The sequence below is a fragment of the Nocardioides sp. NPDC087217 genome, from assembly GCF_044744805.1.
In the GTDB taxonomy this organism is placed as follows: Bacteria; Actinomycetota; Actinomycetes; order Propionibacteriales; family Nocardioidaceae; genus Nocardioides.
On the sequence record NZ_JBIUZB010000008.1, the window covers coordinates 111,106 to 134,598 of the forward strand.

Consider the following 23,493-nt stretch of genomic DNA (forward strand, 5'->3'; position numbering starts at 1 on the left):
ACCTGGATCAGGTCGCGGGCCGCTGATTTCGGTCGGAGGGGCGAGCTACACCGAGGACTCGCTCCACGCCAGCTGGACGACCTCGATACCTCGGTCGCGGGTGACCAGACGACCTCGGCCCGGGCGCGTCGGGACCGGCTTCAGGTTGCCGACGAGCGGACCCTCGTCCGGGTTGCCGGAGAGCAGCAGGCCGGGCATGGCCAGATCGCGCATCGACTGGATGACGGACTCGTAGAGCGACCGCGAGGCTCCACCCGAGCGGCGGGCGATGATGACGTGCAGGCCGACGTCGCGGGCCTGGGCCATCAGCGGCTGCAGAGGAGCGACCGGCGAGCCCTGCTGGGTGGCGACCAGGTCGTAGTCGTCGACCAGCAAGAACAGGTCCGCACCCGTCCACCAGGATCGGTTGCGCAGCTGCTCGGGCGTGACGTCGGGGCCGGGGATCCGCTTCGACAGGTAGTCCGCCAGGTCGCTCAGCGCCGGCGTCGCCTGCGTCGCCGAGGTGAGGTAGCTGACCAGGTAGTCGTCCGGGATCTCGCCGAGCATCGAGCGCCGGTAGTCGACCACCGCGATCTGGGCTTCCTTCGGCGAATGCGTCCGCATGATCTCGCGGGCGATGTTGCGGAGCAGCGTCGACTTGCCGGACTGGCCGTCGCCGAAGACGAGCAGGTGGGGCTCGGTGTCGGGGTTGAGACCGACCGGAGCCAGCTCCTTCTCGTTGATCCCCAGGAGCAGTCGCTTGCCGGGCTTCTCCTCGGTGACCCCGGCCTGCTCGCGGATCCGCTCGATCGTGATCCTCTCCGGCAGCAGCCGCAGCTTCGGGCCGGCAGGACCCTGCCAGCCCGCGGAGATCCGGGAGATCAGGTCGTCGACGCCGTCACCCAGCGTCGCCGCCGAGCCGTCGCCGTCCATGCGGGGCAGGGCGCTGAGGAAGTGGAGCTTCTCCTTCACGATGCCTCGACCCGGGCGACCGGTCGGCACCAGGGCGGCGAGCTTGCGGTCCAGCTCGGAGTCCATCGGGTCGCCCAGACGGAGCTCCAGCTTGGTGCCGAAGACGTCGCGCATCGAGGAGCGGAACTCGGCCCAGCGACCGGCCGACGCGACGATGTGGACACCGAAGGTCAGCCCACGCGGAGCGATCTCCTGGATGGCGTACTCGAGGTCGTCGAAGTCGGCGCGCAGCGTGCCCCAGCCGTCGATGACGAGGAAGACGTCGCCCCAGCCGTCGTCGGCCTGGCCACGAGCGCGGCGGGTGCGGTAGGTCTCGATCGAGTCGATGCCCTGCGCCCGGAAGTAGGCCTCGCGGCGGTCGATGATGCCGGAGATCTCGGCCAGGACGCGGCGTACGACATCGGGCTCGGAACGGGTGCCGACACCGGAGACGTGCGGGAGCTTGGCCAGCGGTGCGAACGTGCCGCCACCGAAGTCGAGGACGAAGAACTGCACCTCCTGCGGCGTCATGGTCAACGACATCGACGTGACGATGGTGCGGAGCGTGGTCGACTTACCGGTGCGAGGGGCACCGATGACCGCGACGTGACCGGCGGCCCCGCGCAGGTCGACCGTGAGCGTGTCGCGCAGCTGCTCACGCGGCTTGTCGACGATGCCGAGCGGCACCACCAGCCCACCGAGCCGCTTCCAGGCCGGCGAGTGCAGACCGAGCTCGGGCGAGGTGGTCAGGTCGGGCATCAGCGTGTCGAGCGTGTCGGGGATATCGAGCGGCGGCAGCCAGACCTGGTGGGCCGGGGTGCCGTGGCCGGTCATCCGGTCGACGGCGATGTCGAGCATCGACTTCTCGACGCCGTCCGCGCCGACGACCGGGGTGGCCGGACGCTCCTCCTCCTCGACCGGCATCGCCAGCTGCTTCACCTCGGCGATCGAGAACGGGAAGATGCCCTGCAGCTTGCCGCCCTCGTCGCGGCGGATCCGCGACCCCGCGGCCGGCGGCCCCGAGACGTACGCCGCCCTGAACCGCTGCATGTTGGTCGGGTCGGGCTTCAGGTAACCGAGGCCGGGGACCGCCGGGAGCTCGTAGGCGTCCGGCACACCGAGCACGGTCCGCGACTCCTGCGCGGAGAACGTACGCAGGCCGACGCGGTAGGAGAGGTGGGAGTCGAGACCGCGCAGCCGGCCCTCCTCGAGACGCTGCGAGGCGAGCAGCAGGTGGATGCCGAGGGATCGGCCCAGACGACCGATCGCGACGAACAGGTCGATGAACTCGGGCTTGGCCGAGAGCATCTCGGAGAACTCGTCGACCACGATGAACAGCGACGGCAGCGGATCCATCGAGGGATCCTGCGTACGGGCCTTCTCGTAGTCCTTCAGTGAGGAGAAGTTGCCGGCCTCGCGCAGGAGCTCCTGGCGGCGGGTCATCTCACCGGAGAGCGCGTCCTGCATACGGTCGACGAGCGTGAGCTCGCCCTCGAGGTTGGTGATCACCGCGGAGACGTGCGGCATGCCCGCCATCCCGGCGAAGGTCGCACCACCCTTGAAGTCGACCAGCACCAGGTTGAGGACCTCCGGCGGGTGGGTGAGCACCAGACCGAGGACCAGGGTGCGGAGGAACTCCGACTTACCGGAACCGGTCGCGCCGATGACGAGGCCGTGCGGCCCCATTCCCTGCTGGGCCGACTCCTTGATGTCCATGTAGATCTGCTGGCCGGCCTCGCCGACGCCGACCGGCACACGCAGCCGGTCGCGGTTGGCGCGGGGACGCCAGGCGACGTCCGGGTCGAAGGAGCGTACGTCGCCCAGACCGAGCAGCGCCATGTAGTCCTTCGGCGCCGCGATCTCGGTGTCCTGCGGGGTCTCGGCAGCGGCGTCGGAGCCCTCCGGAGCCACGGTGTAGAGCGCGGTGAGACGGCGGGCGTAGGCCTCGGCGTCGGCCATGCTCATCTGGTCCACCCGCAGACGGACCGGGTCCATGCGTACGCGCACCTGGTAGCCGGAGACCGTGTTGTTCTCGTCGGGCTCCTCGTCGTCGATCAGGAACCGCACCCGGCTGGAGTCGAACAGCTCGTCCCAGTGGGTCGGCAGGTCGATGACGGTGACGCCCTGGATGCCGTCGTCCGGAAGCACGTGGTTGCCCGGCGGGACGGAGCCGCCGTCGACGATGACCACGACCTGCGGCGAAGGGATCCGGTCGTCGGTGCCCCAGCGGGCGCGCTCGCCGACCTCGGTCGGAAGCAGGGCGGCGAGGTCGTTGATGTTGGTGACCACCATGCGGCGCGGCCCCACGGCGTCGACCTCGCGGCCGCTCTGTGCGTGCGGGAGCCACTTGACCCAGTCCCACTCGGCCAGGTTGCGCTCGGAGGTGAGTACGGCGACGACCAGCTGCTCCGGCGAGTGGAAGGCCGTCATCCCGCAGATCAGAGCGCGCGCGAGCGCCCGGGCCTGGTCCTCGTTGCCGCAGATCTCCATCTTGTCGAAGCCGCGCAGGTTGGTCGCGGCCGGCAGGTCGGGCTGGACCCGGTGGACGGTCAGCAGCCGGTGCAGCGCGCTCGCCGAGGCCGGGTCGACCTGGTCGATCGGGGTCTGCTGGGGCGGCACCAGAGTGAGGGCCAGGGGCTGGTGCGCGACGCCGTAGCGGACGTCGAGATAGCGCTTGTGGGTGTTCGAGCGCTCCCAGAGCCGGCTGCGCTCCTCGGCGATCGCCGGCAGCGACGACGGCGCCGGATAGTGCCAGGTGAGCGCCTTGCGCTGCTGCTCACCGGCCCTGCGCGCCGACTGCCGGACGCCGGCCAGGTAGCGCAGGTAGTCCGTACGCTGCCCACCGACCTGCTTCTGCTTCTGCTTACGCTGCCGGTCGATCTGCACGAAGATGAAGCCGAGCGTCGCGAAGAGGAACATGCCGGCGGCGATGTAGCGCTGGATCGGCGGAGACCCGCCCGCGCCCGACTGCATCGTCGCGATGAGCACGATCGACCCGAGGCCACCGAGCATGGGGATGGCGTTCATCAGGATGCCCCCGACGCCCTCGCCCTCTTCGATAGCCGGCGGAGCATTCAGAGCCAGCTCCCCTTCGGGGACCTCCGGCTCCTCGGTGCGGGTACCGCCGGCTGTCGCAGCGATGGTCACGTGTCCCCCTGAGACTGGTTCAGTGCCCCGCGGGCCCGGATGCCGCAGGTGGTCAGGATCTTAGAGTGCCCGCTACCCGGCTACTACCCTTAACCGTGCCGGTCGGGTAAAACGGGCGGTGGAGCTTCCGATGTGGAACTCTGTCACAGGGTCATCACGCATCCGGGAGGTGTCATGCCCACTCAGACGGCCGATGCCGTAGAGCCGGCGCTCGCAGCAGGCGGCCTGGCGGTCACGGTCCACGGCACCGCCGGAGTGGTCGACATCGTCGTTCCGTCCGATGCGCACGCCTCGGACCTGGCGCGGGAGTACGCGACGGCCGTCGGCCTGCCCGCGGCCCCGGTGCTGCGCGATCGTCGTGGCGAGGTGATCAAGCCGGACGCGTCGCTCGCCTCCCGCGGCATCACCTCCGGCGCCCTGCTCGCCGCCGACTCGCCGCCTACTCAGGCCTACGCGCGGCGCGAGGTCGTGGAGACGGCCGCCCCGGTCCGAGCAGGCAGCTTCTCGTTCTACTGGGTCGGTCTGGCCACCCTCCTGGCGGTCGGCGCGGCCGGGTTCGGCGCTCAGGCCGACGGCTGGCAGCGACTGGCCATCGCCGGTCTGCTCGCGCTCGGCGCCTTGGTCGGCATCATCCCCGCGGGGCCGTACGCGGCGCGCCGGGCGATCGCCGCTCCGGCCTTCGCGGCCGGGGCCGCCTTCGTCATCACCGTCGACCCGGCGCCCGAGACGCTGCCCATGGCGGTCGGCGTGGCCGGGTTGAGCTCCGCGGTCGTCGCGACCATCTCGCGGTCGCTCGTCGACGGTGTCGACGAGGCGCTGAAGATCTGGACGACGACCGGCGTCGTCGTCTTCGTGGTGACCGCGCTGTGCGCCCTGCTCGGCACCTCGCCGCAGGTGCCGTGGTCGATCCTGTTCGCGGCCGCCGCGCTGGCGGCGCGGATCGTCCCGTCGTACGCCGTCGACGTCCCGGACTCCTATCTCCTCGACGTCTCCAAGCTGTCCGTGACCGCCTGGTCGGCACGGGCCAAGACCACCTCTGGCAAGGCGACGGTCCCGATCGACGAGGTCACCGCGGTGGCCGATCGCGGCGCCCGCACCCTGGCGGCGGCCTCCTGGGCGGTGCTCGCCGTGGTCGCGGTGAGTGGACCGGCGCTGGTGGCGACCGCGACGGACGACGTGGACCGGATCGGTGGCTGGCTGATCCTGCTGGCCGGTGCCTTCGTGATCCTGCTCGCGGCGCGCAGCTATCGCTACTGGCTGCCTCGTGGCGTACTCCGGGTCGCCGGGGTTATTGCGCTGGCGGACGGGGTCCGTGCCTTCGTAGGCTGGGCCGACCCGGAGCTGGTCTCCTGGTTCGGTCTGGGAGTCGTGGTGATCGGGTTCGCCGTCATCATCGCGGCGATCGCGACCGGCCGGGGCTGGCGCTCGGCGAAGTGGGCGTCTCGGGCCGATTGGTCCGAGTCGTTGTGCGGCGCCGCCGTCATCGCTTCGTTCGTGGTTTCCTCGGGGTTCTTCAGACACCTGTGGGAATCGGGTTTCAACGGCTAGACAGCAGGGCTGAAAAAAGTTCAGAGATTTGTGTTTAGAACTCCGGAGACGGGGTAAGAACACATTGTCCGGACCTCGGGGGAGCCCATCGGGAGCCGGGCTCCAACAGGTATCAACCTAGGAACCGGTTCCGCCGGTGGAAGGACAGCACCATGAGCAGTGAGATCAAGCAAGGGCAGGCGATCGAGTCCGCCGTCAAGTTCATCGAGGAGACGAAGGCCAAGCTGGAGAACATCAACTCCCGCACGGTCTCCGAGGCTCAGTCTGCTGGGGCCTCCGGGTGGAAGGGCGCTGGCGGCAACGCGTTCCAGCAGCTCATGAACACCTACAACGAGAAGGCCCGCGAGATCACCACGGCCCTCGACCAGCTCACCGCCGGTCTCACCAAGGCCCGCCAGCTGGGGTCCGACGCCGACCAGGATGTTGCGGGGCAGACCAGCTCCATCAGCAGCCAGGTCGAGGGCACCAAGTACTCGTTCTGATCAACGCAACAGACTGAAAAGGAACTGTCATGGGCGAAGAGATTGTTGTTAACCACGGCGCCATGGGCTCGATCGTGGACGTGCTGATCAAGGGCGTGAAGGAGATGGACGGCGCCCTCGATGAGCTCGAGAGGTACATCCTGAACCTCCAGGAGAACTTCACCGGTGAGGCGGCCAACGCCTACAACCAGGCTCAGGACAAGTGGAACGGGACCATCCGTGAGCTGGGTGCCGCGCTCGACCGCAGCAGCAAGTTCGTCAACGAGTCGCAGGCGCGCATGCACGATGCTGACATGCGCGGTGCCGGCGGCTTCGGCGGCTGAGCTTTCAGCACACAGACAACACGAGGGGACCGGTGCGGGGCACCGGTCCCCTCGTCGCTGGTTTTATGGCAAAGTCAGCGCTGATGTTCGCTGTCTGACTCAGCGGGCACGATGTACGTCTATCTCTCGGGACATTCGGTCGGTTCGTCTCGGGCACAGGCACGACGCGAGGAGTTCGTGAAATGACGCAGGCGCAGGTGGCGCCCACGGGGCTGGTCCGGGTCACTGTCGCCTCCGGCACACGCCGGATGGATCTGGTGCTGCCGGGCTCGGTGCCGGTGGCGGAGCTCGTGCCGGAGCTCGCGCGAAGCGTCGGGCTGCTCGACCCGCAGACGGCGTACGCCGGCTACCGCGTCGTGCTCGCCGACGGGCGCAAGCTCGCCGGTGACCTCGGCCTGATCCCGCAGGGCGTCGAGGACGGTGGCGTACTCACCGTGAGCGCCGGGATCGACGACAAGCCGCCGCGGGTCTACGACGACGTGGTCGAGGCGATGACCGACGTCGTCGAGAGCGAGATGGCCCCCTGGAAGCCGGAAGCAGGACGACGTACGTCACTGCTGGCCGCCGCGCTGCTGCTGCTCCTCGGCGCCGGTGCGCTGTGGACACAGGCGCCGTCGATGCTCGCCGGCGTCGCGGCCGGAGTGATCGGCATCGTCCTCGCCGGAGGCGCGATCGTGCTCTCCCGGCTCGAGGCCGAGAACGACGCCGCGATCGCCGCGGTGTGGATCGGTGAGGTCTACGGCGCGGTCGCCGGCTTCCTGATCGGCTCGGCCTCCCTCGATGGTGGCGTCGGGATGCCGCTGGCCTTTGCCGGTGCGGGTGCGATGCTCGCCGCCGCGATCGGCTTCCTCGGCCTCGGCGAGGCCCGGATGCTGGCGATGCCGGGTGCGCTCGTCGGCGGGGTCTTCCTGGTGGCCGGCATGCTGCTGAGCATGACCGGCTGGCAGGCCGGTGTGGTGCTCGGGATCGTGCTGGTCGTCGTGGTGCTGGCCGGCAGCTTCTTCCCGTGGCTCGCGCTGAGCACGACCAAGACCGACGTCCCCCAGCTCTACTCCGACGAGGACATCAACCTCGACCCGGACGAGATCCGGGCCGACCAGGTCAGGGTCGACGCCAAGGTCGCCCACGAGATCCTGGTAGCGATCTCCCTCTCCGTCGGCGTCCTGGTCGTGCTGACCTCGCCGTTCGTGGTGCGGCTCGGCCTCTTCGGCACGCTGCTGGCTCTCGCCGCGTGTGTCGTGCTGATGCTGCGCACCCGGCAGTATCGGACGGGATCGGAGGTGCTGGTCGGGCTGGTCTCCGGGATCGCCGGCCTGCTCGCGATCGGTGCCGCGCTGCTCGTCTACCACGAATCGTGGCGGCCGACGACCGCCGTCGTGCTGGCGGCTGCGGGTGGCGTACTCCTGGTGCTGACGCTGATCCCCGACGTCGGCTCGATCCGTCGTGGTCGCCTGGCCGATGTCGCCGAGACCGCCTGCCTGCTCGCGATGCTGCCGCTGATGGTGCTCGCCTCGGGCCTCTTCAGCGCCGCGGTGGCTGGTTTCTGATGGCCAGCAAGAAGGACCTCGTAGAGGCCCATGCCTTCAGCCGCCGCCGGCTCGTCTCCGCGTTCCTCTCCGGCGCCCCCGGCGGGCGTGAGGTGGAGCCGGCCCGGCCGGGCCGCTCGGTCTTCGGTGGCGTCGTGCTCGCCGTGCTGCTCATCGCCGGCGGCGCCGTCGCCCACTTCCTCTCGCCCAAGGCCGCGACCGGCTGGGCCGACGAGGACGGCCTGATCGTCACCAAGGGCGGTGCGCGCTACGTCGTCACCGGCCCGGAGAACGACAAGGAGTTGCACCCGGTCGTCAACCTGGCCAGCGCGCAGCTCATCCTCGGTCTCGACCTGGAGAAGAAGTCCAAGGTCATCGACCAGGAGGAGATCGACAAGGAGTTCCCGAAGGGAACGATCGGCCTCTCCGGCCCTGACGTCCCCGAGGAGCTGCCGCTGAAGTCCGACTTCATCAACTCCGGCTGGACCGCTTGCACCGCCAACGGCGCCGGGACATACCTGAACATCTCCGCGAAGCCCGACGTGACGGCCGCCGCCGACACAGGTTTCATGGTGCAGACCGAAGAGGGCACCTATCTCATCGCCGAGTACGCCAGCCCCGAAGGCTTCGCGCAGGCCTACAGCTACAAGGTCGAAGGCGACCAGGAGACGTACGCCGACCGCGTCTTCGATGCGACTCCGCCGACGCTCAAGGTCCCCCAGGCATGGGTCAACCTGTTCCCCGCGGGTTCTCCGCTGGAAGCCGAGGTGTTCAGGAGCGCCTACACCAAGTTCGGCCAGGCCGCGGAGGGAGAAGATCATCCGATCGGCACCAAGGGCATCTTCGACGGTAGGAGCTACCTGCTGACCGAGAGCGGGTGGACCCCGATCGGTGAATTCGCGGCGGAGGTCTATGACACCGCGCTCCAGGCTGCGGGCAAGTCGGTCAACACGGTGTCGCTGGACAGCGGCCCCACGATCGACGGGGAGACCTTGGAGACCTTCTGGCCCAAAGACAAGCTCGAGCCCGGTGTCACGAGCGCTTGCGCGAAGCTGGATACGATGGACGGTACGACGGTGCGGCTCGGTATCGAGCCGGGCGAGCGCGCCTGGCCGACATCAGAGCCGCCGGCGGCCACCGACTTCACCTCGGCGCGCGTCGATCCCGGCAAGGGTGCTTTCGTCTTCGCCGCCAACGGGGAGAAGCTCGACAAGAAGAGCGCGACGCCGTACCTGATCGATGCTCGCGGCACCGCGAACACTCTCGACGGCCCTGTCACCGTCGCTCGGCTCGGTCTGGGGGCCGACTCGGGCCCGATCGTCCCCGGCACGTGGTTGCGGCTCCTCCCCAATGGTGCCCCTTTGTCGACTGAGCTGGCCTTGTGCCCGCCCAACACCGGAGAGGTTCAGGAGAGTCAGTGCGTGGCGACCCAGTGACGTTGGGCCGTAGCGGTATCGCGCTCGCCGCCCTCGTCGGCGGGCTGACGCTGCTGGGCGGCCCGAGCCCTGCGCATGCAGCGGAGGAGCGGGCGTTCTGCACGGCCTACGAGAAGAACCTGGGTGGCGGCGCCCCGCAGAAGGCGGAGACCCAGACGGCGCCGGTACCGGAGACGGTGGCTCCGTTCGCGATCATGCGGATCGCCGAGGCGCAGAAGGTGAGCAAGCAGGGCCAGGGGATCCGTGTTGCGGTGGTCGACTCCGGCTTCGGCCGCGCTGCGCAGGACTACCACGGCACCGTGGCGGCCGGCCTGATCTCCCAGATCGCACCCAAGGCGACGCTCAGCGACCACCCGGTTCTCAAGGTCGGCCAGGAGAAGTCGACGGTCGACGCCAAGCGGATGGTGGCTGAGCTCAACTCGCTGGCCAAAGGCAACGCCAACGGCCTGATCGTCAACATCGGCCTGCCTGCGGCGCAGGGTGCGTCGGGCCTCGACACGGCGGTTGACACGCTCATCAAGAAGGGCGCCATCGTGGTGATGGCCGCGGACTGGTCCGGTGTCACTACCGACACGAACTCCTTGGACGTCGCGTCCCAGGTCTTCCCCAACGCCAACGACTCGGTGGTCACGGTCAGCGCTTCCGGCACGTGGGCCTCGGACCCCGACTTCACCGTGCTGCCCAACTCCAAGACCGACGTCGCCGCTCCGACGTACGGCGCCTCATCGACGGCGCTTTTTGGGCAGAAATGCTGGGTCGACACGATCTCGACGTCCTTCGCCTCCGCCGAGGTGGCGGCGGTGCTCGCGCTGATCTGGTCGACCAACCGAGGCTGGAGTGCCGAGCAGGTCATCGACCGTCTTTACAGCACCACGTCGGGCCGTGAGGGCCAGGGCGGCCGGTTCTGGGGTGCCGGCGTGGTGAACGCCTACGACGCGCTCACTCGTCCCGCAGTCGAGGAGGCTGCCACTCCGCCGAAGGTCGAGCCGGCTCCGATGGCTCGGGAGAAGGTCGACCCGCTCGCCGCGGTCCGCGAGAACGCGATCTGGTGGGGCATCGCCGGCGGCGGTGCGCTCGGTCTCGGGCTGGTCCTGCGACCGCTGTTCTCGCGGCGCAAGAGCTCGATGTAGCGCATCAGACCGAGCGGTCGAAGGCCTCGCGTGCTGCTTCGACCTCGGGAAGGGTCGTGGTCGTCCAGTGGTAGAGCCGGTCGATGAGGTCCTGCAGGGTGCTGCCCAGCGGGGTGATGCGGTATTCCACCGCGACCGGGCGGGTGCTCAGCACCACGCGCTCGACCATGCCGTTGCGCTCCAGGCGGCGCAGCGCGGTGGTGAGTGACTTCTGGGTGATCGCCGGGATCGCCTGACGCAGCTCGTTGAAGCGGCGTGGCCGCTCGCACAGCGTGTCGAGCACGTGGAGCGACCACTTGTCGAGGAGCTGGTCGAGGAGCTCGCGATGCTCTTGGGTCAGGCGCAGCGGCTCCGGGCTGGTATCCGGCATGACACCTAGTCTCGTTGAAGTGTCCTCTGGATACCAAGTACACATAAGAAACCTTAACTCTCGAAAGGAATCTCATCGTGTCCGTCGACCTGCTCACCCCCGAAGGCATGTTCCAGCCGGTGCCCTACCACCACGTCTCCGTCGCCACCGGCACCCGCCACATCCATGTCGCCGGACAGATCGCCCGGGACGAGATCGGACGTGGCGTCGCCCCGGGCGACCTCGCCGGCCAGCTCGCCCATGCCCTGCGCAACGCCGCCCGCGGCCTGGCCGGCGCCGGCGCGACCTTCGCCGACGTCGTACGCCTCCGGTTCTTCGTCACCGGCTGGACCCCGGACAAGTACGACGACTTCGTCGCCGGACTCGAGAGCGTCACCGACGAGCTCGGCATCCCGCAACCTCTGCCGCCGCTGTCCGCGATCGGTGTGGACTATCTGTTCGAGCCCGACGTGCTCGTCGAGGTCGAGGCGTACGCCGTCCTGGACTGAGGCGCCTCACGTAGACGAGGCCATGGCGAGGTGGCGCCAGGTGCGGTGCCGCCACGCCTGGTACTCGGGGGGTGTCCAGTGCAGTGTGCGCGTCATGTGGACGTACGTCTCGGCGTTGGCCAGCAGGGCGCTGGTGGCGATCACCCACTCGAGGTCGGCGTCGGGGCTCATCAGCCCGTCGCGGTGCAGCTTCTCCCAGAAGGCGCGCACCTGCTCGAGCGTCGACTCGCGGGCCGCCTGGGCCGCCGCTGCGATCAACGGCTCGTCCGCCTCGGCCTGCATGGCTACGGCGAGGACGGGCGCGATGCGATCCATCATCAGCGCGGTGCCTTCCGCGTCCGCAGCCAGTCGCTCCTCGAGCGTCGGGGCGTTCATCACCGTGTCGATCCAGTCGCGATCGGCCAGGGCGATCGGCAGGGCGTCACCGACGAGAGCCACGTCGACCACTCGCTTGAGCAGGTGTGCCTTGGTCGCGAAGCGGACGTAGATGGTTCGGTCGGAGACTCCCGCGGCTTTGGCGACGTCTGTCAGCGCGGTGCCGCGATAGCCACGCTGCGCGAAGAGTTCGTGGGCCGCGGCGACGATCGCCTGCTCGGTCCGCTCGGCACGAGATCCCCTGACGAGGGGATTGACATCTGTAGGCACGAGTTGCAGTATAACTGCAATTACGAAATTGCAGTCACACTGCAAGTCAGGAGTGGACATGAGCGATCACGAAGCACCGGCTCTCGCCGGCGTCCACCACCTCAAACTGCCGGTCACCGACCTCCGGCGATCCCAGCGGTGGTACGAATCAAGGCTCGGCTACAGGGTCTCCGTGGAGTTCCAGAGGGATGGTGAGCTCGACGGCATCGGCATGGTGCACCCCAACGGTGGTCCGGGTCTGGGGCTGCGGCTCGATCCCGAACGCGCCCGGGCCTCAGCCGGTTTCGAGTACTTCGCCATCGGAGTGCCCGACGAGAGCGCCCTCCGAGCGCTGGAGGACAGGTTGACCGGCCTCGGCGAGCAGCATGCCGGCGTACAGCCTGCGACCTTCGGCTGGATCCTGCCGTTGCTCCATGATCCCGACGGTCACGAAGTGCGGTTCTACACAGTGCAGCACCACACCGAACCGGACCCGGAGAACGTCCTCGTCGTGGACAATCCGGTCGAGGCGGCCAGGCGCAAGGCCGCGGCCCGGGCCGACGCGATGGGCTCAGGGCGATGAAGGTCAAGAAGATCGCCCGCGGCGACCAGCCTGTACGCCGCGTCGACCACGAGTTCGGGCCGCGGTGGGCGGCATCGGCGGGCTGGGCGTACGTCGGCGCGGTCGCGGTGCTGGCGGGGTATGTCGTGGTTGCCGTCACCATAGGGGCCGGCTTCGAGCAGGATCTCGTGGCCGCAGCCGAACGCGAAGGTGTGGCGGTCAATGCGCTGGCCAGCTCGACGCAGGCCGAGATCACCCAGGACCATCCGGTCTACGCGCTGCTCACGGGGCTGTTCCTCTTCGTGTCCCCGGTGCTCCTGGCTCTGGCTGCCCGCCAGATCCGCGCCGGCGCGCCCGGGCGGCTCGCTCAGCTCGCGTGGTGGTCGGCACTGGCCACGCTGGTCGTGTGGTGGACGTACGTGGCTCTGGGGTTGGGCCTGTTCGCCGACCCGGAGAACCTGCCGCCCCTCGTGCGGGACTTCGACGTGCTGACGGTCCCGCTCGTCTCCGCCCTGTCGCTGCTCGCGCTCGGGTCGATGGTCTTCGCCGCCGAGGCGGTACGCGGGCACGGCGTCGTCCGCAGGGCGGCGAGGGCGACCACGATCGTCAGCATCCTGCTCGGCGTGGTCAGCCTGGTGGCTCTGATCGCTGCCGGATTCGAGGACCCGGTGGCGCCGATCGTGATCGTGCCCGGAGGGCTGATCCTCGGAATCGCGCTGCTCCGCTCGCGAGGCCGCGGATGAGCGGTGGTCGCGTCGCAGTGATAAACGAACGGCGCCTGACCTGCTCGAAAGCAGGTCAGGCGCCGATTTGTGCTGGCGGATCTGGGGGGATTCGAACCCCCGAGGGCGTTAACCCAACACGGATTCCAGCCGTGCGCCATAGGCCACTAGGCGACAGATCCGTGAGGGATCCTACGCGGCTCCGTGAGCATGGAGGAAATCGGCGGAGGGCCAGCGGGTGTGCTTTGGGATCGGCGAGCCGACTCGTCTAGACTCTTCCGCAACCCCCCATGTGGCGACATCTTGTCGAACCTCCCCAGGGCCGGAAGGCAGCAAGGATAAGCGAGCTCTGTTGGGTACGTGGGGGGCCTTTTCTTTTCCCGCGCATCCTGGGCGACGGACAGGTGCCCGACGCACGTGGCGGGTGGTTACGAACTGTCGGCGGTCGCGGCTAGGGTCTATCGGGTGGACGCACCGCTAGCTCTCTACCGCCGCTACCGGCCGGAGACGTTTGCCGAGGTCATCGGCCAAGATCACGTCACCGGCCCGCTGCGCAATGCGCTGGCGGGCAACCGGGTCAACCATGCGTACCTCTTCTCCGGGCCACGCGGCTGCGGCAAGACGACCTCGGCGCGGATCCTGGCGCGGGCGCTGAACTGCGAGAAGGCGCCGATCGCGGATCCGTGCGGGGAGTGCGAGTCGTGCCGGGACCTGGCGCGCGGCGGGCCCGGCAGCATCGACGTGATCGAGATCGACGCGGCGTCGCACGGCGGTGTCGACGACGCTCGTGACCTGCGGGAGAAGGCGTTCTTCGCGCCGGTGAAGAGCCGCTACAAGGTCTACATCATCGACGAGGCCCACATGGTCTCGACGCAGGGCTTCAATGCGCTGCTCAAGCTCGTCGAGGAGCCGCCGGAGCATCTGCGGTTCATCTTCGCGACGACCGAGCCGGAGAAGGTCATCCCGACGATCCGGTCGCGCACCCATCACTATCCGTTCCGCCTCTTCCCGCCCAAGCTGGTCTCCGACTACATCTCGACGCTGTGCGAGAAGGAGGGCATCAATGTCGAGCCGGCCGCGCTGCCGCTGGTCGCCCGTGCGGGCGCCGGGTCGATGCGCGACAGCCTCTCGGTCATGGACCAGCTGCTCGGTGGCGCGGGGCCTGAGGGCGTGACGTACGAGCTGGCCGCCGGCCTTCTCGGCTACACCCCGGACGCGCTGCTGGACGAGGTCGTCGACGCCTTCGCAGCCCATGACGGCGCCGCGGTCTTCGGTGTCATCGACAAGATCATCGAGACCGGCCAGGACCCGCGGCGGTTCACCGAGGATTTGCTGCGGCGGCTGCGTGACCTCGTCATCGTCAAGGCGGTCCCGGATGCGCCCGCGACCGGGCTCATCGACGTCTCCGAGGACGGCGGCGAGCGGCTGGTCGCCCAGGCCGGACGCTTCGGACCACACGATCTGTCGCGAGCCGCCGACGCGGTCGCCACCGGTCTGACCGAGATGCGCGGCGCCACTGCCCCCCGACTTCTGCTCGAGCTGATCTGTGCCCGGGTGCTGCTGCCCGCGGCCGACGGTGCCGACGGTCTTGCGGCTCGGCTGGACCGTCTGGAGAGGCGGATCGAGATCAGCGGTACGCCGACGGTGGCCGCTGCTCCGGCGGCGCCTGCCCCCGCTCAGGACCGGCCGGTGCTCAAGCCGTCGGTCGGTGCGCCGGGGCACGAGACGGTCGCTCCGGCGGCGCCGCAGCCCGAGCCGGTCCCGGCGTACGCCCCGACCCCCGAGCCCGCTCCGGCTGCGGAGATGCCTCCCCAGCAGGCGCCGGCCGCTCCCGAGCCGCCGAGCCAGCCTCAGTCGCAACCACCGGCCCAGCCTCAGGTGTCGCCCCAGACACAGCCTCAGGCGCAGTCGTCGGGCGGGATGGGCAACGTCGACGTCCGCCGCCTGTGGGACGACGTGATCGCGCAGACCAAGGGCCTGCGCCGGGCGACCTGGTCGCTGGTGGGCCAGAACGCTCAGGTGGTCGACTTCCGCGACGGTGTGCTCACCCTCGGGTTCGCCTCGCCGGGTCTCCGTGACCGGTTCGCGACCGGCGGGCACGAGCCGATTCTCGGGCAGGCGCTGGTCAACGTGATCGGCATCCAGCCGAAGATCGAGGCGATCGTCGCGGGCGGCGGCCAAGGGGCGCCGCAGCGGCACGCCGCGCCTCCGCCGCAGCCGAGCCAGCCCCAGGAGCCCACCCAGCCGCAACAGCCGCCGGAGGCATCCTGGAACGAGCAGGCGCCGCCGCCCGACTGGGCCGCCGAGCCGCCGCCGCCCGACCAGGCCCCGCCGGAGCCGCCCGCGACGTCGGCGACTCAGCCGGCCGACCCAGGAGCGATCGCGCTGGCTCGGGAGGCGATCCGTCCGACGCGTGCGGCCGACTACGAGCCTCCGGTCGACGACACAGTGGCTCGCCTGGCCGAGGCGGACGCCGCGGTCAACCCCGACGACCAGGCGTACGACGGACCGGCCGCGATGGGCGCCGAGGCCCTGCTCGCTCAGGAGCTGGGTGCAACGATGATCGAAGAGATTCCTCACAACTAGGACGGCACAGATGACGAACCCACTCGAAGGCCTCGGCGGCGAGGGCGGCTTCGACCTCAACGCGATCATGCAACAGGCCCAGGCGCTGCAGAGCCAGATCGTCGACGCCCAGGAGAAGCTCGCCGAGACGATCGTCGACGGCACCGTCGCCGGCGGTGCCGTGACCGTCAAGCTCACCGGCACCGGCGAGCTGGTCGGCGTGGAGATCAAGCAGGGCGAGTTCGACGGCAGCAACCCCGACGACCTCGAGGACCTCGGCGCCGTGATCGTCGCTGCCTACCGCGAGGCCAAGGGCAAGGCCGACGAGCTCGCCGGTGAGGCGATGGGCCCGCTCGCGGGCGGCCTCGGTGGCCCCGGTGCCGCCGGCGGCGGCGAGCCGCCGTTCAAGCTCGGGTTTTGAGATAGCACAGCTAGAGACAGGCGATAACCAAGTTGTACGAGGGTGTGGTCCAAGACCTCATCGACGAGCTGGGACGGCTGCCGGGCGTAGGTCCGAAGAGCGCCCAGCGGATCGCGTTCCATCTGCTCCAGGCTGACCCCGCCGACGTACATCGTCTGGCCTCGATCCTCAACGAGGTCAAGGCGAAGGTGAAGTTCTGCTCGGTCTGCTTCAACGTCTCCGAGGAGGAGACCTGCCGGATCTGTCGCGACCCCCGTCGCGAGCAGTCGGTGCTGTGCGTGGTCGAGGAGTACAAGGACGTCGTCGCCATCGAGCGCACCCGCGAGTTCCGCGGGCGCTATCACGTGCTCGGCGGTGCGATCAGCCCGATCGACGGGATCGGTCCCGACCAGCTGCGCATCCGTGAGCTCGTCCAGCGGCTCAACGACCCGGGGATCACCGAGGTGATCCTCGCCACGGACCCCAACCTCGAGGGCGAGGCGACGGCGACCTACCTGACCCGTCAGCTGAGCCCGCTCGGACTGAAGGTCACCCGTCTGGCCAGCGGTCTCCCGGTCGGTGGCGATCTGGAGTACGCCGACGAGGTCACCCTCGGCCGCGCCTTCGCCGGACGCCGGGCGGCCGAGTAGCCGTTACCTGTGCGATCCCTAAGAGCCGACTCTTTACCCTCGTCAGGCCGCGACTTCGGCGGTAGCCTGACGATTCAAGGGACCTCGGGAAGGGGGCCGTCATGACGAACGACTTGACCGGCAAGGACTTCGCCACCAGCATCGCCGACTCGGTGGAGAGCTTTCTGCTCTCGGTGCGCGCGATCGCTGCGGACGGCGATGGTGGCAGCGCCGTCCCGATGCTGCTGCTGGAAGTGAGCCAGATCCTGCTGGCGGGCGCGCGACTGGGCGCCCAGCAGGACTTCGAGCCTCGTGAGGAGTTCCAGCCCGACGTGGGCATGGAAGCCGACGTCGATGAGCTCCGGATGGGGCTTGCCGAGATGTTCGGGGACATCGACACCTACAGTTTCGTCTTCGATCCGTACAGCCCGGACGTGGTCGACAGCCAGATCTCCGACGACGTCGCCAGCCTGGTGACCGACCTGGAGTACGGCCTGCGTCACTACCGTCTCGGCGACGTCGACGAGGCGCTGTGGTGGTGGCAGTTCAGCTACGTCAACAACTGGGGCAACCTGGCCGGTGCCGTGCTCAACGCACTGCTCACCGTGGTCGCTCACGACCGCCTCGACTCCGAGCCGTTCACCGGTGAGGACGAGGACCTGGCTGCCGCTGATGAGATGCTGGAGAAGACGGCCGCATCGGCAACGTAGACTTTCCCGCCGTGGGAATCGTCGTTCAGAAGTACGGTGGCAGCTCGGTCGCGGACGCTGCAGGCATCAAGCGCGTTGCTCAGCGAGTGGTCGCGACCAAAGAGCAGGGCCACGACGTGGTCGTGGCCGTCTCTGCCATGGGCGACACCACCGACGAGCTGATCGACCTGGCCAACAAGGTCTCGCCCGACGCGACCGCGCACGCGCGTGAGTTCGACATGCTGCTCACCTCCGGCGAGCGGCAGTCGATGGCGCTGCTGGCGATGGCGATCAACGACGTCGCGAACGAGCGCGGGCTGGCGTACGAGGCCCGGTCCTTCACCGGGTCGCAGGCCGGGCTGATCACCGACGCGCAGCACGGGCGCGCCAAGATCCTCAGCATCACCCCGGAGCGGATCCAGGCAGCGCTCGCCGACGGTGCGATCGCGATCGTGGCCGGCTTCCAGGGTGTCTCCAAGGACACCAAGGACATCACCACGCTGGGCCGTGGCGGCACCGACACCACTGCGGTCGCGCTGGCGGTGGCGCTGGACGCCGACGTCTGTGAGATCTACACCGACGTCGACGGCGTCTTCACCGCCGACCCGCGGATCGTCCCGACCGCCCGCAAGCTGAGCTCGGTCGCCTTCGAGGAGATGCTCGAGCTGGCGGCCTCCGGGGCGAAGGTGCTCCACCTGCGCTCGGTGGAGTTCGCCCGGCGTCACAGCCTCCCGATCCACGTACGCTCCTCCTTCTCCACCCTCAACGGCACCGTGGTGAAGGGCAGCATCGACGCGGTCTCGCCGCACGCCGACCACCAGCGCAGCGGCGACGCCGGGATGGAGGCGCCGATCGTCGCCGCCATCGCCCACGACCGCAGCCAGGCCAAGATCACGGTCGTCAACGCACCCGACGAGGTGGGCGCCGCGGCGAAGGTCTTCGAGATCATCGCCGGGGTGGGCATCAACGTCGACATGGTGGTCCAGGACTCGTCGGCGGCCGGCACCGACCGCACCGACATCACGTTCACGCTGCCCCGCGACGACGCCGAGCGGGCCGGGAAGGTGCTGGAGCAGGCGCGCGGTGAGCTCGGCTTCGAGCGGGTGAACACCGAGCCCCGGATGGGCAAGGTCTCCCTGATCGGTGCCGGGCTGCGCACCCAGCCGAAGAAGATCGCCGACTTCTTCTCCGCGATCGCGCAGGCCGGCGTCAACATCCAGATGATCTCCACCTCGGAGGTCCGGGTCTCGGTCGTCGTCGGCGACGACGAGGTCGACCGCGCCGTGCAGGCCGCCGCGGAGAGGTTCAGTGACGTGGAGGTCGAGAAGGTCTCCTACGGCGCCGATGCCGATGGCGACACCCCGGAGATCGTCGGCGTGGCCCACGACCGCGGCGAAGCCAAGATCACCGTCGCCGGCGTCACCGACGAGCCGGGCGAGGCCGCCCGCATCTTCGACACTCTCGCCGACAACGGCATCAACATCGACATGATCGTCCAGAACGTGTCGGCGGAGAAGACCCGGCGCACCGACATCTCGTTCACGCTGCCCCGCACCGACGTCAAGCGGGCCCGCGCGGCGCTCGGCGACATCCAGGGTGAGGTCGGTTTCGCCGACCCGGTCGCCGACGAGCAGATCGGCAAGCTCTCGATCGTCGGTGCCGGGATGCGTACCCATCCGGGGATCACGGCGAAGTTCTTCGCGGCGCTCGCCGCTGAGGGAGTCCTGATCAGGATGGTGTCGACCTCGGAGATCCGCGTCTCGGTGCTCGTCAGCGCCGACGACCTCGACCGCGCCGTGCGCGCGACACACAAAGCATTCGGCCTCGACAGCGACGTAGAGGCCATCGTCTATGGAGGGACCGGCCGATGAGCATCAACCTGGGAATTGTGGGAGCGACCGGACAGGTGGGCGTCGCCGTACGCCAGATCCTGCTCGAGCGCGGCTTCCCGCTCGGCGAGGTCCGTTTCTTCGCCTCGGCGCGATCGGCGGGCAAGACCATCGAGTTCGGTGACCGCTCGGTCGTCGTCGAGGACGCCGCCACCGCTGACCCCTCGGGCCTCGACATCGCGATCTTCTCCGCCGGGGGCGCCACCTCGAAGGCGCTGGCGCCGAAGTTCGCCGACGCCGGTGTGATCGTCATCGACAACTCCTCGGCCTGGCGCAAGGACCCGTCGATCCCGCTGGTCGTCTCCGAGGTCAACCCCTCGGCGATGGACGGCGTCATCCAGGCCCGCCAGGGCATCATCGCCAACCCCAACTGCACCACGATGGCCGCGATGCCGGCCCTCAAGGCGCTCCACGACGAAGCCGGTCTCGAGCGGCTCGTCGTATCGACCTACCAGGCCGTCTCGGGCTCCGGCGTCGCCGGCGTCGAGGAGCTGGTCAGCGAGATCGCGGCGGCCGGTGACAAGGCCCGCGAACTCGCGTACGACGGCTCCGCGATCACGTTCCCGGAGCCGGACAAGTACGTCGAGACGATCGCCTACAACGTCCTTCCCTACGCCGGTTCGCTGGTCGACGACGGCCTCAATGAGACCGACGAGGAGCAGAAGCTCCGCAACGAGTCCCGCAAGATCCTGTCCCTGCCCGACCTGCGGGTCTCCGGCATCTGCGTCCGCGTCCCGGTCGTCACCGGTCACTCGCTCGCGATCAACGCCGAGTTCTCCTCGCCCCTGACCCCCGAGCGCGCCACCGAGATCCTCTCGAACGCCCCGGGCGTCGAGCTCCGCGACGTACCCACGCCTCTGTACGCCGCCGGCAAGGACCCCTCCTACGTCGGCCGCATCCGTCAGGACGAGGGCGTTCCCGACAACCGCGGTCTCGCCCTGTTCATCTCCAACGACAACCTCCGCAAGGGCGCCGCGCTCAACACCGTCCAGCTCGCCGAGCTGGTCGCCGCCGCCCTCTGACCCAGAGGCGCCGCCGAGTCCGCACTTCTGGCGGGCCGGATCTGTAGTTGTGGGCGACGAAACTCTGGTTTCGTTGCCCACAACTGCGTTCTCGGCACGCCGCTTCTACAGGTTCGGCGGGAGCTTGTCAGTCGATGTAGTTGGTGGTGACCCAGTAGGCGAGGGCGTACGCGGCGGCGGCGAGGATCACGACGATGATCACTCCCCAGGCGTGGACGAAGAGGTCGGTGAGGAAGAGCATCGAGAGTACGGCGACGAGCGCTGATCCGAGGAAGCTGATCGTGAAGGGGGAGCGGGCACCGGCGAGGCGGAGGAGGTAGCCGCCGACGATGATCGCGAGGGCGAAGACGGCGATCAGGATGATCGCTCCCTTGTCGCCGAGCGACGAGGTGCCTCGCGTCCACTGGCTCACGGTGCCGCTGAACCAGACCGCCAGGGCCATGAACGCGCCGACGATGGCGCCGATCATGACGGCCGCGGAGAGGCCCGACGGGGTGCCGAGGTTGATCCGTCGCTGGCTCGGGTCCTTGGGCTGCTTGGGTGCCCTCGGTTCCTTCGCGGGCTTGGGCGGCTTCTGCGCCTTCTGCTTCTCCGGGGACTTCTTCGCTGGCGGCTGGGGCACTACGACGGGTGGTGCCGTCTTCTCCAGCACCTGGGTCTTCTCCGCGGAGGCCGTTTCGACCGCAGCAGTCTCGACCGGTGCCTTCTCGACCCGAGCCTTCGGGGCCTGGGTCTTCGGGGCCTGGGTCTTCTGGGGCTGAGTCTTCGCGGGCTGGGTCTTCTCAGGCTTGGCGTTCGCCGGCTTCGTGCCCCCACGCTTCTTCTTGAAACCGAACGACGGCGCGGCGAGCTTGTCGGCGGGGTCGTTGCTCATGAGGGGCAGTTTCGCATGCCGCGCGTCACATTTGAACTCAGGCGCGGGTGAGGCGGATGACCGGGATCTCGCGGTCGGTCTTCTCCTCGTAGCTCCCGAAGTTGGCGGCCGACTCGACGATCGCGGCCCACGCGCGGGCGCGCTCCTCGCCGTGCAGCTGCTCGGCGACCACCGGGATGGTCTCGCCGCCGAGCTCGATGGTGACCCGGTCCGGGTTGGCGGCGAGGTTGTAGTACCACGCCGGGTTCTTCGGTCCGCCGGCCGCCGAGGCGGCGATCAGCCAGGTGCCGTCGTCGCCCGGGAACCAGGCGAGCGGCGTCGAACGGGGCTCGCCGCTCTTCTTGCCGATCGTGGTGAGCACGAGCAACCGCATCCCGGCCGTGGTGCCGCTGCTCTTGCGGGCTCGGCTCATCATCAGCTTGTTACCCAGCTTCAGGAGGAGGTTGGCCGAGGGCTGCTTGGCGCCGCGGGTGCCGTTGCGCGTGTCGAAGCTCATGGCGTCGACTCTACTGCGCCGGAAAACGGGATCAGGCTCGGAGATCTTGCGATCTCCGAGCCTGAGCTCGATGTCGGGTTGACAGGATTTGAACCTGCGGCCCCCTCGTCCCGAACGAGGTGCGCTACCAAGCTGCGCTACAACCCGAATGCTGCACCGAACAAACGGTCCAACGAGGAATGAGCATAGCCCAGAGACTCCTCCGATCCGTAATCGGCCCCTACCGACGAGACGCCCCGCGCGGCGTGAGCGTCAGGAGTGTCGCCTCGGGGCGGCAAGCGATGCGGATCCGGGTGTAGGGCGAGGTGCCGAGGCCGGCCGAAACGTGCAGCCACGCCTGCCGTCCGCCGTGGGTGTGAGTGTGCAGGCCGCGTACCCGGGCGGGGTCGAGATCGCAGTTGGTGGCCAGGGCTCGCCCGCCCGGAAGGCAGATTTGGCCGCCGTGGGTGTGGCCGGCCAGGATCGCGTCGTAGCCGTCGGCGGTGAACTGATCCAGGACCCGCAGATAGGGAGCGTGCGCGACCCCGAGGCGTACGTCCGCGGACGGGTCCGCGGGGCCGGCGACCGCGGACAGGTCGTCGAGGCGGAGGTGGGGGTCGTCGACGCCCGCGAAGGCGAACTCGATGCCCTTGACGGTCAGCGACGTACGCGTGTTGGTGAGGTCCAGCCAGCCGGCCTTGGTGAAGGACGCGGACAGGTCACGCCAGGGAAGCTCGGGCACGTTCGTCTGCCGCTTGCCGTTGTCGGGCAGCAGGTAGCCGATCGGGTTGCGCAGCCGTGGCTCGTAGTAGTCGTTGGAGCCGTGCACGAAGACGCCCGGTACGTCGAGCAGCGTGCCGAGGGCGTTGACGATCGACGGCACGGCCCGCTGGTGGGCCAGGTTGTCCCCGGTGTCGACGACCAGGTCCGGCTTCAGGGATGCCAAAGATGCGATCCAGTCGAGCTTCTTGTGCTGCGACGGGACCACGTGCATGTCGGAGAGATGCAGCACCCGCAGCGGGTCCGCGCCCTCGGGGAGCACCGGCAGTCCGACGTGGCGCAGCGTGTATTGACGGGCCTCCCACAAGGCGTACGCCGTCATGGCCGCGCCGGTGGCGAGCCCGGTGCCGAGTGCTGTGCCGACTACTGGGCCGATTACTGAGGCGAGCCGCATGGCTCAACCCTGCCACAATGGGTTCCATGAGCACTCTGAAGGACCAGCTGAGGACCGACCTGACCTCCGCGATGAAGGCCCGTGACAAGGAGCGCGCCGGGACGCTGCGCATGGTCATGGCCGCGATCACCGAGGCCGAGGTCGCCGGCAAGGAGGCCAAGGAGCTCACCGACGACGAGATCATCACGATCCTCACCCGCGAGGCCAAGAAGCGCCGCGAGGCGGCCACCGCCTTCGCCGACGGCGGTCGCGCCGAGCAGGCGGAGAAGGAGACCGCGGAGGCCGCGGTGATCACCGAGTACCTGCCCGCTCAGCTGAGCGCCGAGGAGATCTCCGACCTGGTCAGCAAGGCCATCGCCCAGACCGGCGCCGCTGACGAGGGGATTCGCGCCATGGGCAAGGTCATGGGCATCCTGACCCCGCAGACCAAGGGCAAGGCCGACGGTGGCGCCGTGGCCGCGGAGGTGCGCAAGCAGCTCGCCTGACGG

At 69.0% G+C, this 23,493-nt stretch carries 22 protein-coding genes, 2 tRNA genes, 1 other RNA gene and 1 pseudogene; 18 read left to right on the forward strand and 8 right to left on the reverse strand.

The features are described 5' to 3' along the window. Positions 1-45: 45 nt before the first annotated feature. Complete coding sequence (eccCa, locus tag ACIO3S_RS26480) at positions 46-4,077, reverse strand: type VII secretion protein EccCa (RefSeq protein WP_400469004.1); 4,032 nt, start codon at positions 4,075-4,077, stop codon at positions 46-48. A gap of 174 nt (positions 4,078-4,251) precedes the next feature. On the opposite strand from eccCa, the gene ACIO3S_RS26485 reads away from it, so the two are divergent. The 6 genes from ACIO3S_RS26485 (at position 4,252) to ACIO3S_RS26510 (ending at position 10,522) form a co-directional block, all read left to right on the forward strand. Beyond that, positions 4,252-5,625, forward strand: coding sequence for a hypothetical protein (locus ACIO3S_RS26485; RefSeq protein WP_400469005.1), 1,374 nt, complete (start codon positions 4,252-4,254; stop codon positions 5,623-5,625). Between the two features lie 152 nt (positions 5,626-5,777). Further along, a complete protein-coding gene (locus ACIO3S_RS26490) occupies positions 5,778-6,107 on the forward strand; it encodes a WXG100 family type VII secretion target (RefSeq protein WP_160025798.1) in 330 nt (109 codons plus the stop codon). A 29-nt stretch (positions 6,108-6,136) separates the two neighbouring features. Continuing rightward, on the forward strand, positions 6,137-6,430 hold the full coding sequence (locus tag ACIO3S_RS26495; protein ID WP_400469007.1) for a WXG100 family type VII secretion target: 294 nt from the start codon (positions 6,137-6,139) through the stop codon (positions 6,428-6,430). A gap of 182 nt (positions 6,431-6,612) precedes the next feature. Next, a complete protein-coding gene (gene eccD / locus ACIO3S_RS26500; RefSeq protein WP_400469009.1) occupies positions 6,613-7,977 on the forward strand; it encodes a type VII secretion integral membrane protein EccD in 1,365 nt (454 codons plus the stop codon). Beyond that, positions 7,977-9,392 carry a type VII secretion protein EccB gene (locus tag ACIO3S_RS26505; RefSeq protein ID WP_400469011.1) on the forward strand — a complete coding sequence of 472 codons (1,416 nt, stop codon included), beginning with the start codon at positions 7,977-7,979 and terminating at the stop codon, positions 9,390-9,392. Before eccD ends, ACIO3S_RS26505 begins: the two co-directional genes overlap by 1 nt. Then, positions 9,374-10,522, forward strand: a complete 1,149-nt coding sequence (locus tag ACIO3S_RS26510) for a S8 family serine peptidase (protein ID WP_400469013.1) — start codon at positions 9,374-9,376, stop codon at positions 10,520-10,522. Before ACIO3S_RS26505 ends, ACIO3S_RS26510 begins: the two co-directional genes overlap by 19 nt. Before the next feature lie 4 nt (positions 10,523-10,526). Here ACIO3S_RS26510 and ACIO3S_RS26515 read toward each other — a convergent pair whose 3' ends face one another. After that, positions 10,527-10,892 carry a winged helix-turn-helix transcriptional regulator gene (locus ACIO3S_RS26515; RefSeq protein ID WP_400469015.1) on the reverse strand — a complete coding sequence of 122 codons (366 nt, stop codon included), beginning with the start codon at positions 10,890-10,892 and terminating at the stop codon, positions 10,527-10,529. Between the two features lie 77 nt (positions 10,893-10,969). Here ACIO3S_RS26515 and ACIO3S_RS26520 point away from each other — a divergent pair, with 77 nt between their 5' ends. After that, positions 10,970-11,380 carry a RidA family protein gene (locus tag ACIO3S_RS26520; RefSeq protein ID WP_400469016.1) on the forward strand — a complete coding sequence of 137 codons (411 nt, stop codon included), beginning with the start codon at positions 10,970-10,972 and terminating at the stop codon, positions 11,378-11,380. Positions 11,381-11,386: 6 nt separating this feature from the next. Here the strand turns inward: ACIO3S_RS26520 and ACIO3S_RS26525 are convergent, their stop codons facing one another. Next, a complete protein-coding gene (locus tag ACIO3S_RS26525; RefSeq protein WP_400469018.1) occupies positions 11,387-12,025 on the reverse strand; it encodes a helix-turn-helix domain-containing protein in 639 nt (212 codons plus the stop codon). A gap of 58 nt (positions 12,026-12,083) precedes the next feature. Between ACIO3S_RS26525 and ACIO3S_RS26530 the strand changes: the two genes are divergently transcribed. Together ACIO3S_RS26530 and ACIO3S_RS26535 are read left to right on the forward strand one after the other, a co-directional pair. Continuing rightward, positions 12,084-12,587, forward strand: a complete 504-nt coding sequence (locus tag ACIO3S_RS26530) for a VOC family protein (RefSeq protein ID WP_400469020.1) — start codon at positions 12,084-12,086, stop codon at positions 12,585-12,587. Beyond that, complete coding sequence (locus tag ACIO3S_RS26535; RefSeq protein ID WP_400469022.1) at positions 12,584-13,309, forward strand: hypothetical protein; 726 nt, start codon at positions 12,584-12,586, stop codon at positions 13,307-13,309. Before ACIO3S_RS26530 ends, ACIO3S_RS26535 begins: the two co-directional genes overlap by 4 nt. Positions 13,310-13,382: 73 nt before the next feature. On the opposite strand, the gene ACIO3S_RS26540 is transcribed toward ACIO3S_RS26535, so the two are convergent. Beyond that, a tRNA-Ser gene (locus ACIO3S_RS26540) sits at positions 13,383-13,470 on the reverse strand. Positions 13,471-13,570: 100 nt separating this feature from the next. On the opposite strand from ACIO3S_RS26540, the gene ffs reads away from it, so the two are divergent. The 8 genes and pseudogenes from ffs to ACIO3S_RS26580 all read left to right on the forward strand — a co-directional run bounded on the left by ffs (position 13,571) and on the right by ACIO3S_RS26580 (position 20,482). Next, positions 13,571-13,661, forward strand: an RNA gene (ffs, locus tag ACIO3S_RS26545) — signal recognition particle sRNA small type. A gap of 44 nt (positions 13,662-13,705) precedes the next feature. After that, positions 13,706-15,874 carry a DNA polymerase III subunit gamma and tau gene (locus tag ACIO3S_RS26550; RefSeq protein WP_400469024.1) on the forward strand — a complete coding sequence of 723 codons (2,169 nt, stop codon included), beginning with the start codon at positions 13,706-13,708 and terminating at the stop codon, positions 15,872-15,874. A gap of 10 nt (positions 15,875-15,884) precedes the next feature. Further along, entirely contained in the window at positions 15,885-16,274 is a 390-nt protein-coding gene (locus ACIO3S_RS26555) for a YbaB/EbfC family nucleoid-associated protein (RefSeq protein WP_400469027.1), read from the forward strand. A gap of 32 nt (positions 16,275-16,306) precedes the next feature. Continuing rightward, positions 16,307-16,903: a recombination mediator RecR gene (gene recR, locus ACIO3S_RS26560; protein ID WP_008356228.1), complete on the forward strand. Its 597-nt coding sequence runs from the start codon at positions 16,307-16,309 to the stop codon at positions 16,901-16,903. 101 nt (positions 16,904-17,004) lie between these two features. Then, positions 17,005-17,592 (forward strand): DUF5063 domain-containing protein, encoded by a 588-nt coding sequence (locus ACIO3S_RS26565; protein ID WP_160025786.1) that lies wholly within the window; start codon positions 17,005-17,007, stop codon positions 17,590-17,592. Positions 17,593-17,603: 11 nt separating this feature from the next. Next, a pseudogene (locus tag ACIO3S_RS26570) lies at positions 17,604-18,908 on the forward strand (aspartate kinase); the annotation flags it as partial. Between the two features lie 39 nt (positions 18,909-18,947). Beyond that, complete coding sequence (locus ACIO3S_RS26575; RefSeq protein ID WP_400469083.1) at positions 18,948-19,442, forward strand: ACT domain-containing protein; 495 nt, start codon at positions 18,948-18,950, stop codon at positions 19,440-19,442. Next, positions 19,439-20,482, forward strand: coding sequence for an aspartate-semialdehyde dehydrogenase (locus ACIO3S_RS26580; protein ID WP_400469032.1), 1,044 nt, complete (start codon positions 19,439-19,441; stop codon positions 20,480-20,482). Before ACIO3S_RS26575 ends, ACIO3S_RS26580 begins: the two co-directional genes overlap by 4 nt. Before the next feature lie 127 nt (positions 20,483-20,609). Here ACIO3S_RS26580 and ACIO3S_RS26585 read toward each other — a convergent pair whose 3' ends face one another. From ACIO3S_RS26585 to ACIO3S_RS26600, 4 genes are all read right to left on the reverse strand, one after another. Further along, entirely contained in the window at positions 20,610-21,356 is a 747-nt protein-coding gene (locus ACIO3S_RS26585; RefSeq protein WP_400469035.1) for a hypothetical protein, read from the reverse strand. Positions 21,357-21,393: 37 nt separating this feature from the next. Beyond that, the gene (locus ACIO3S_RS26590) at positions 21,394-21,852 is read right to left on the reverse strand and encodes a nitroreductase family deazaflavin-dependent oxidoreductase (RefSeq protein ID WP_400469038.1); all 459 of its coding nucleotides are present in this window, start codon (positions 21,850-21,852) and stop codon (positions 21,394-21,396) included. 73 nt (positions 21,853-21,925) lie between these two features. Further along, positions 21,926-21,999: transfer RNA gene (locus ACIO3S_RS26595), tRNA-Pro, on the reverse strand. A 73-nt stretch (positions 22,000-22,072) separates the two neighbouring features. Further along, positions 22,073-23,005, reverse strand: a complete 933-nt coding sequence (locus tag ACIO3S_RS26600) for a metallophosphoesterase (RefSeq protein ID WP_400469041.1) — start codon at positions 23,003-23,005, stop codon at positions 22,073-22,075. A 26-nt stretch (positions 23,006-23,031) separates the two neighbouring features. Between ACIO3S_RS26600 and ACIO3S_RS26605 the strand changes: the two genes are divergently transcribed. After that, complete coding sequence (locus ACIO3S_RS26605; RefSeq protein WP_400469043.1) at positions 23,032-23,490, forward strand: GatB/YqeY domain-containing protein; 459 nt, start codon at positions 23,032-23,034, stop codon at positions 23,488-23,490. The last annotated feature ends 3 nt before the right edge of the window (positions 23,491-23,493 follow it).

Coding starts and splice junctions, on each gene's coding strand:
- ACIO3S_RS26485 (WP_400469005.1), top strand. CDS start 4,252: ATGCCCACTCAGACGGCCGATGCCGTAGAGCCGGCGCTCGCAGCAGGC.
- ACIO3S_RS26490 (WP_160025798.1), top strand. CDS start 5,778: ATGAGCAGTGAGATCAAGCAAGGGCAGGCGATCGAGTCCGCCGTCAAG.
- ACIO3S_RS26495 (WP_400469007.1), top strand. CDS start 6,137: ATGGGCGAAGAGATTGTTGTTAACCACGGCGCCATGGGCTCGATCGTG.
- eccD (WP_400469009.1), top strand. CDS start 6,613: ATGACGCAGGCGCAGGTGGCGCCCACGGGGCTGGTCCGGGTCACTGTC.
- ACIO3S_RS26505 (WP_400469011.1), top strand. CDS start 7,977: ATGGCCAGCAAGAAGGACCTCGTAGAGGCCCATGCCTTCAGCCGCCGC.
- ACIO3S_RS26515 (WP_400469015.1), bottom strand. CDS start 10,892: ATGCCGGATACCAGCCCGGAGCCGCTGCGCCTGACCCAAGAGCATCGC.
- ACIO3S_RS26530 (WP_400469020.1), top strand. CDS start 12,084: ATGAGCGATCACGAAGCACCGGCTCTCGCCGGCGTCCACCACCTCAAA.
- ACIO3S_RS26535 (WP_400469022.1), top strand. CDS start 12,584: ATGAAGGTCAAGAAGATCGCCCGCGGCGACCAGCCTGTACGCCGCGTC.
- ACIO3S_RS26555 (WP_400469027.1), top strand. CDS start 15,885: ATGACGAACCCACTCGAAGGCCTCGGCGGCGAGGGCGGCTTCGACCTC.
- ACIO3S_RS26565 (WP_160025786.1), top strand. CDS start 17,005: ATGACGAACGACTTGACCGGCAAGGACTTCGCCACCAGCATCGCCGAC.
- ACIO3S_RS26580 (WP_400469032.1), top strand. CDS start 19,439: ATGAGCATCAACCTGGGAATTGTGGGAGCGACCGGACAGGTGGGCGTC.
- ACIO3S_RS26585 (WP_400469035.1), bottom strand. CDS start 21,356: ATGAGCAACGACCCCGCCGACAAGCTCGCCGCGCCGTCGTTCGGTTTC.
- ACIO3S_RS26590 (WP_400469038.1), bottom strand. CDS start 21,852: ATGAGCTTCGACACGCGCAACGGCACCCGCGGCGCCAAGCAGCCCTCG.
- ACIO3S_RS26600 (WP_400469041.1), bottom strand. CDS start 23,005: ATGCGGCTCGCCTCAGTAATCGGCCCAGTAGTCGGCACAGCACTCGGC.
- ACIO3S_RS26605 (WP_400469043.1), top strand. CDS start 23,032: ATGAGCACTCTGAAGGACCAGCTGAGGACCGACCTGACCTCCGCGATG.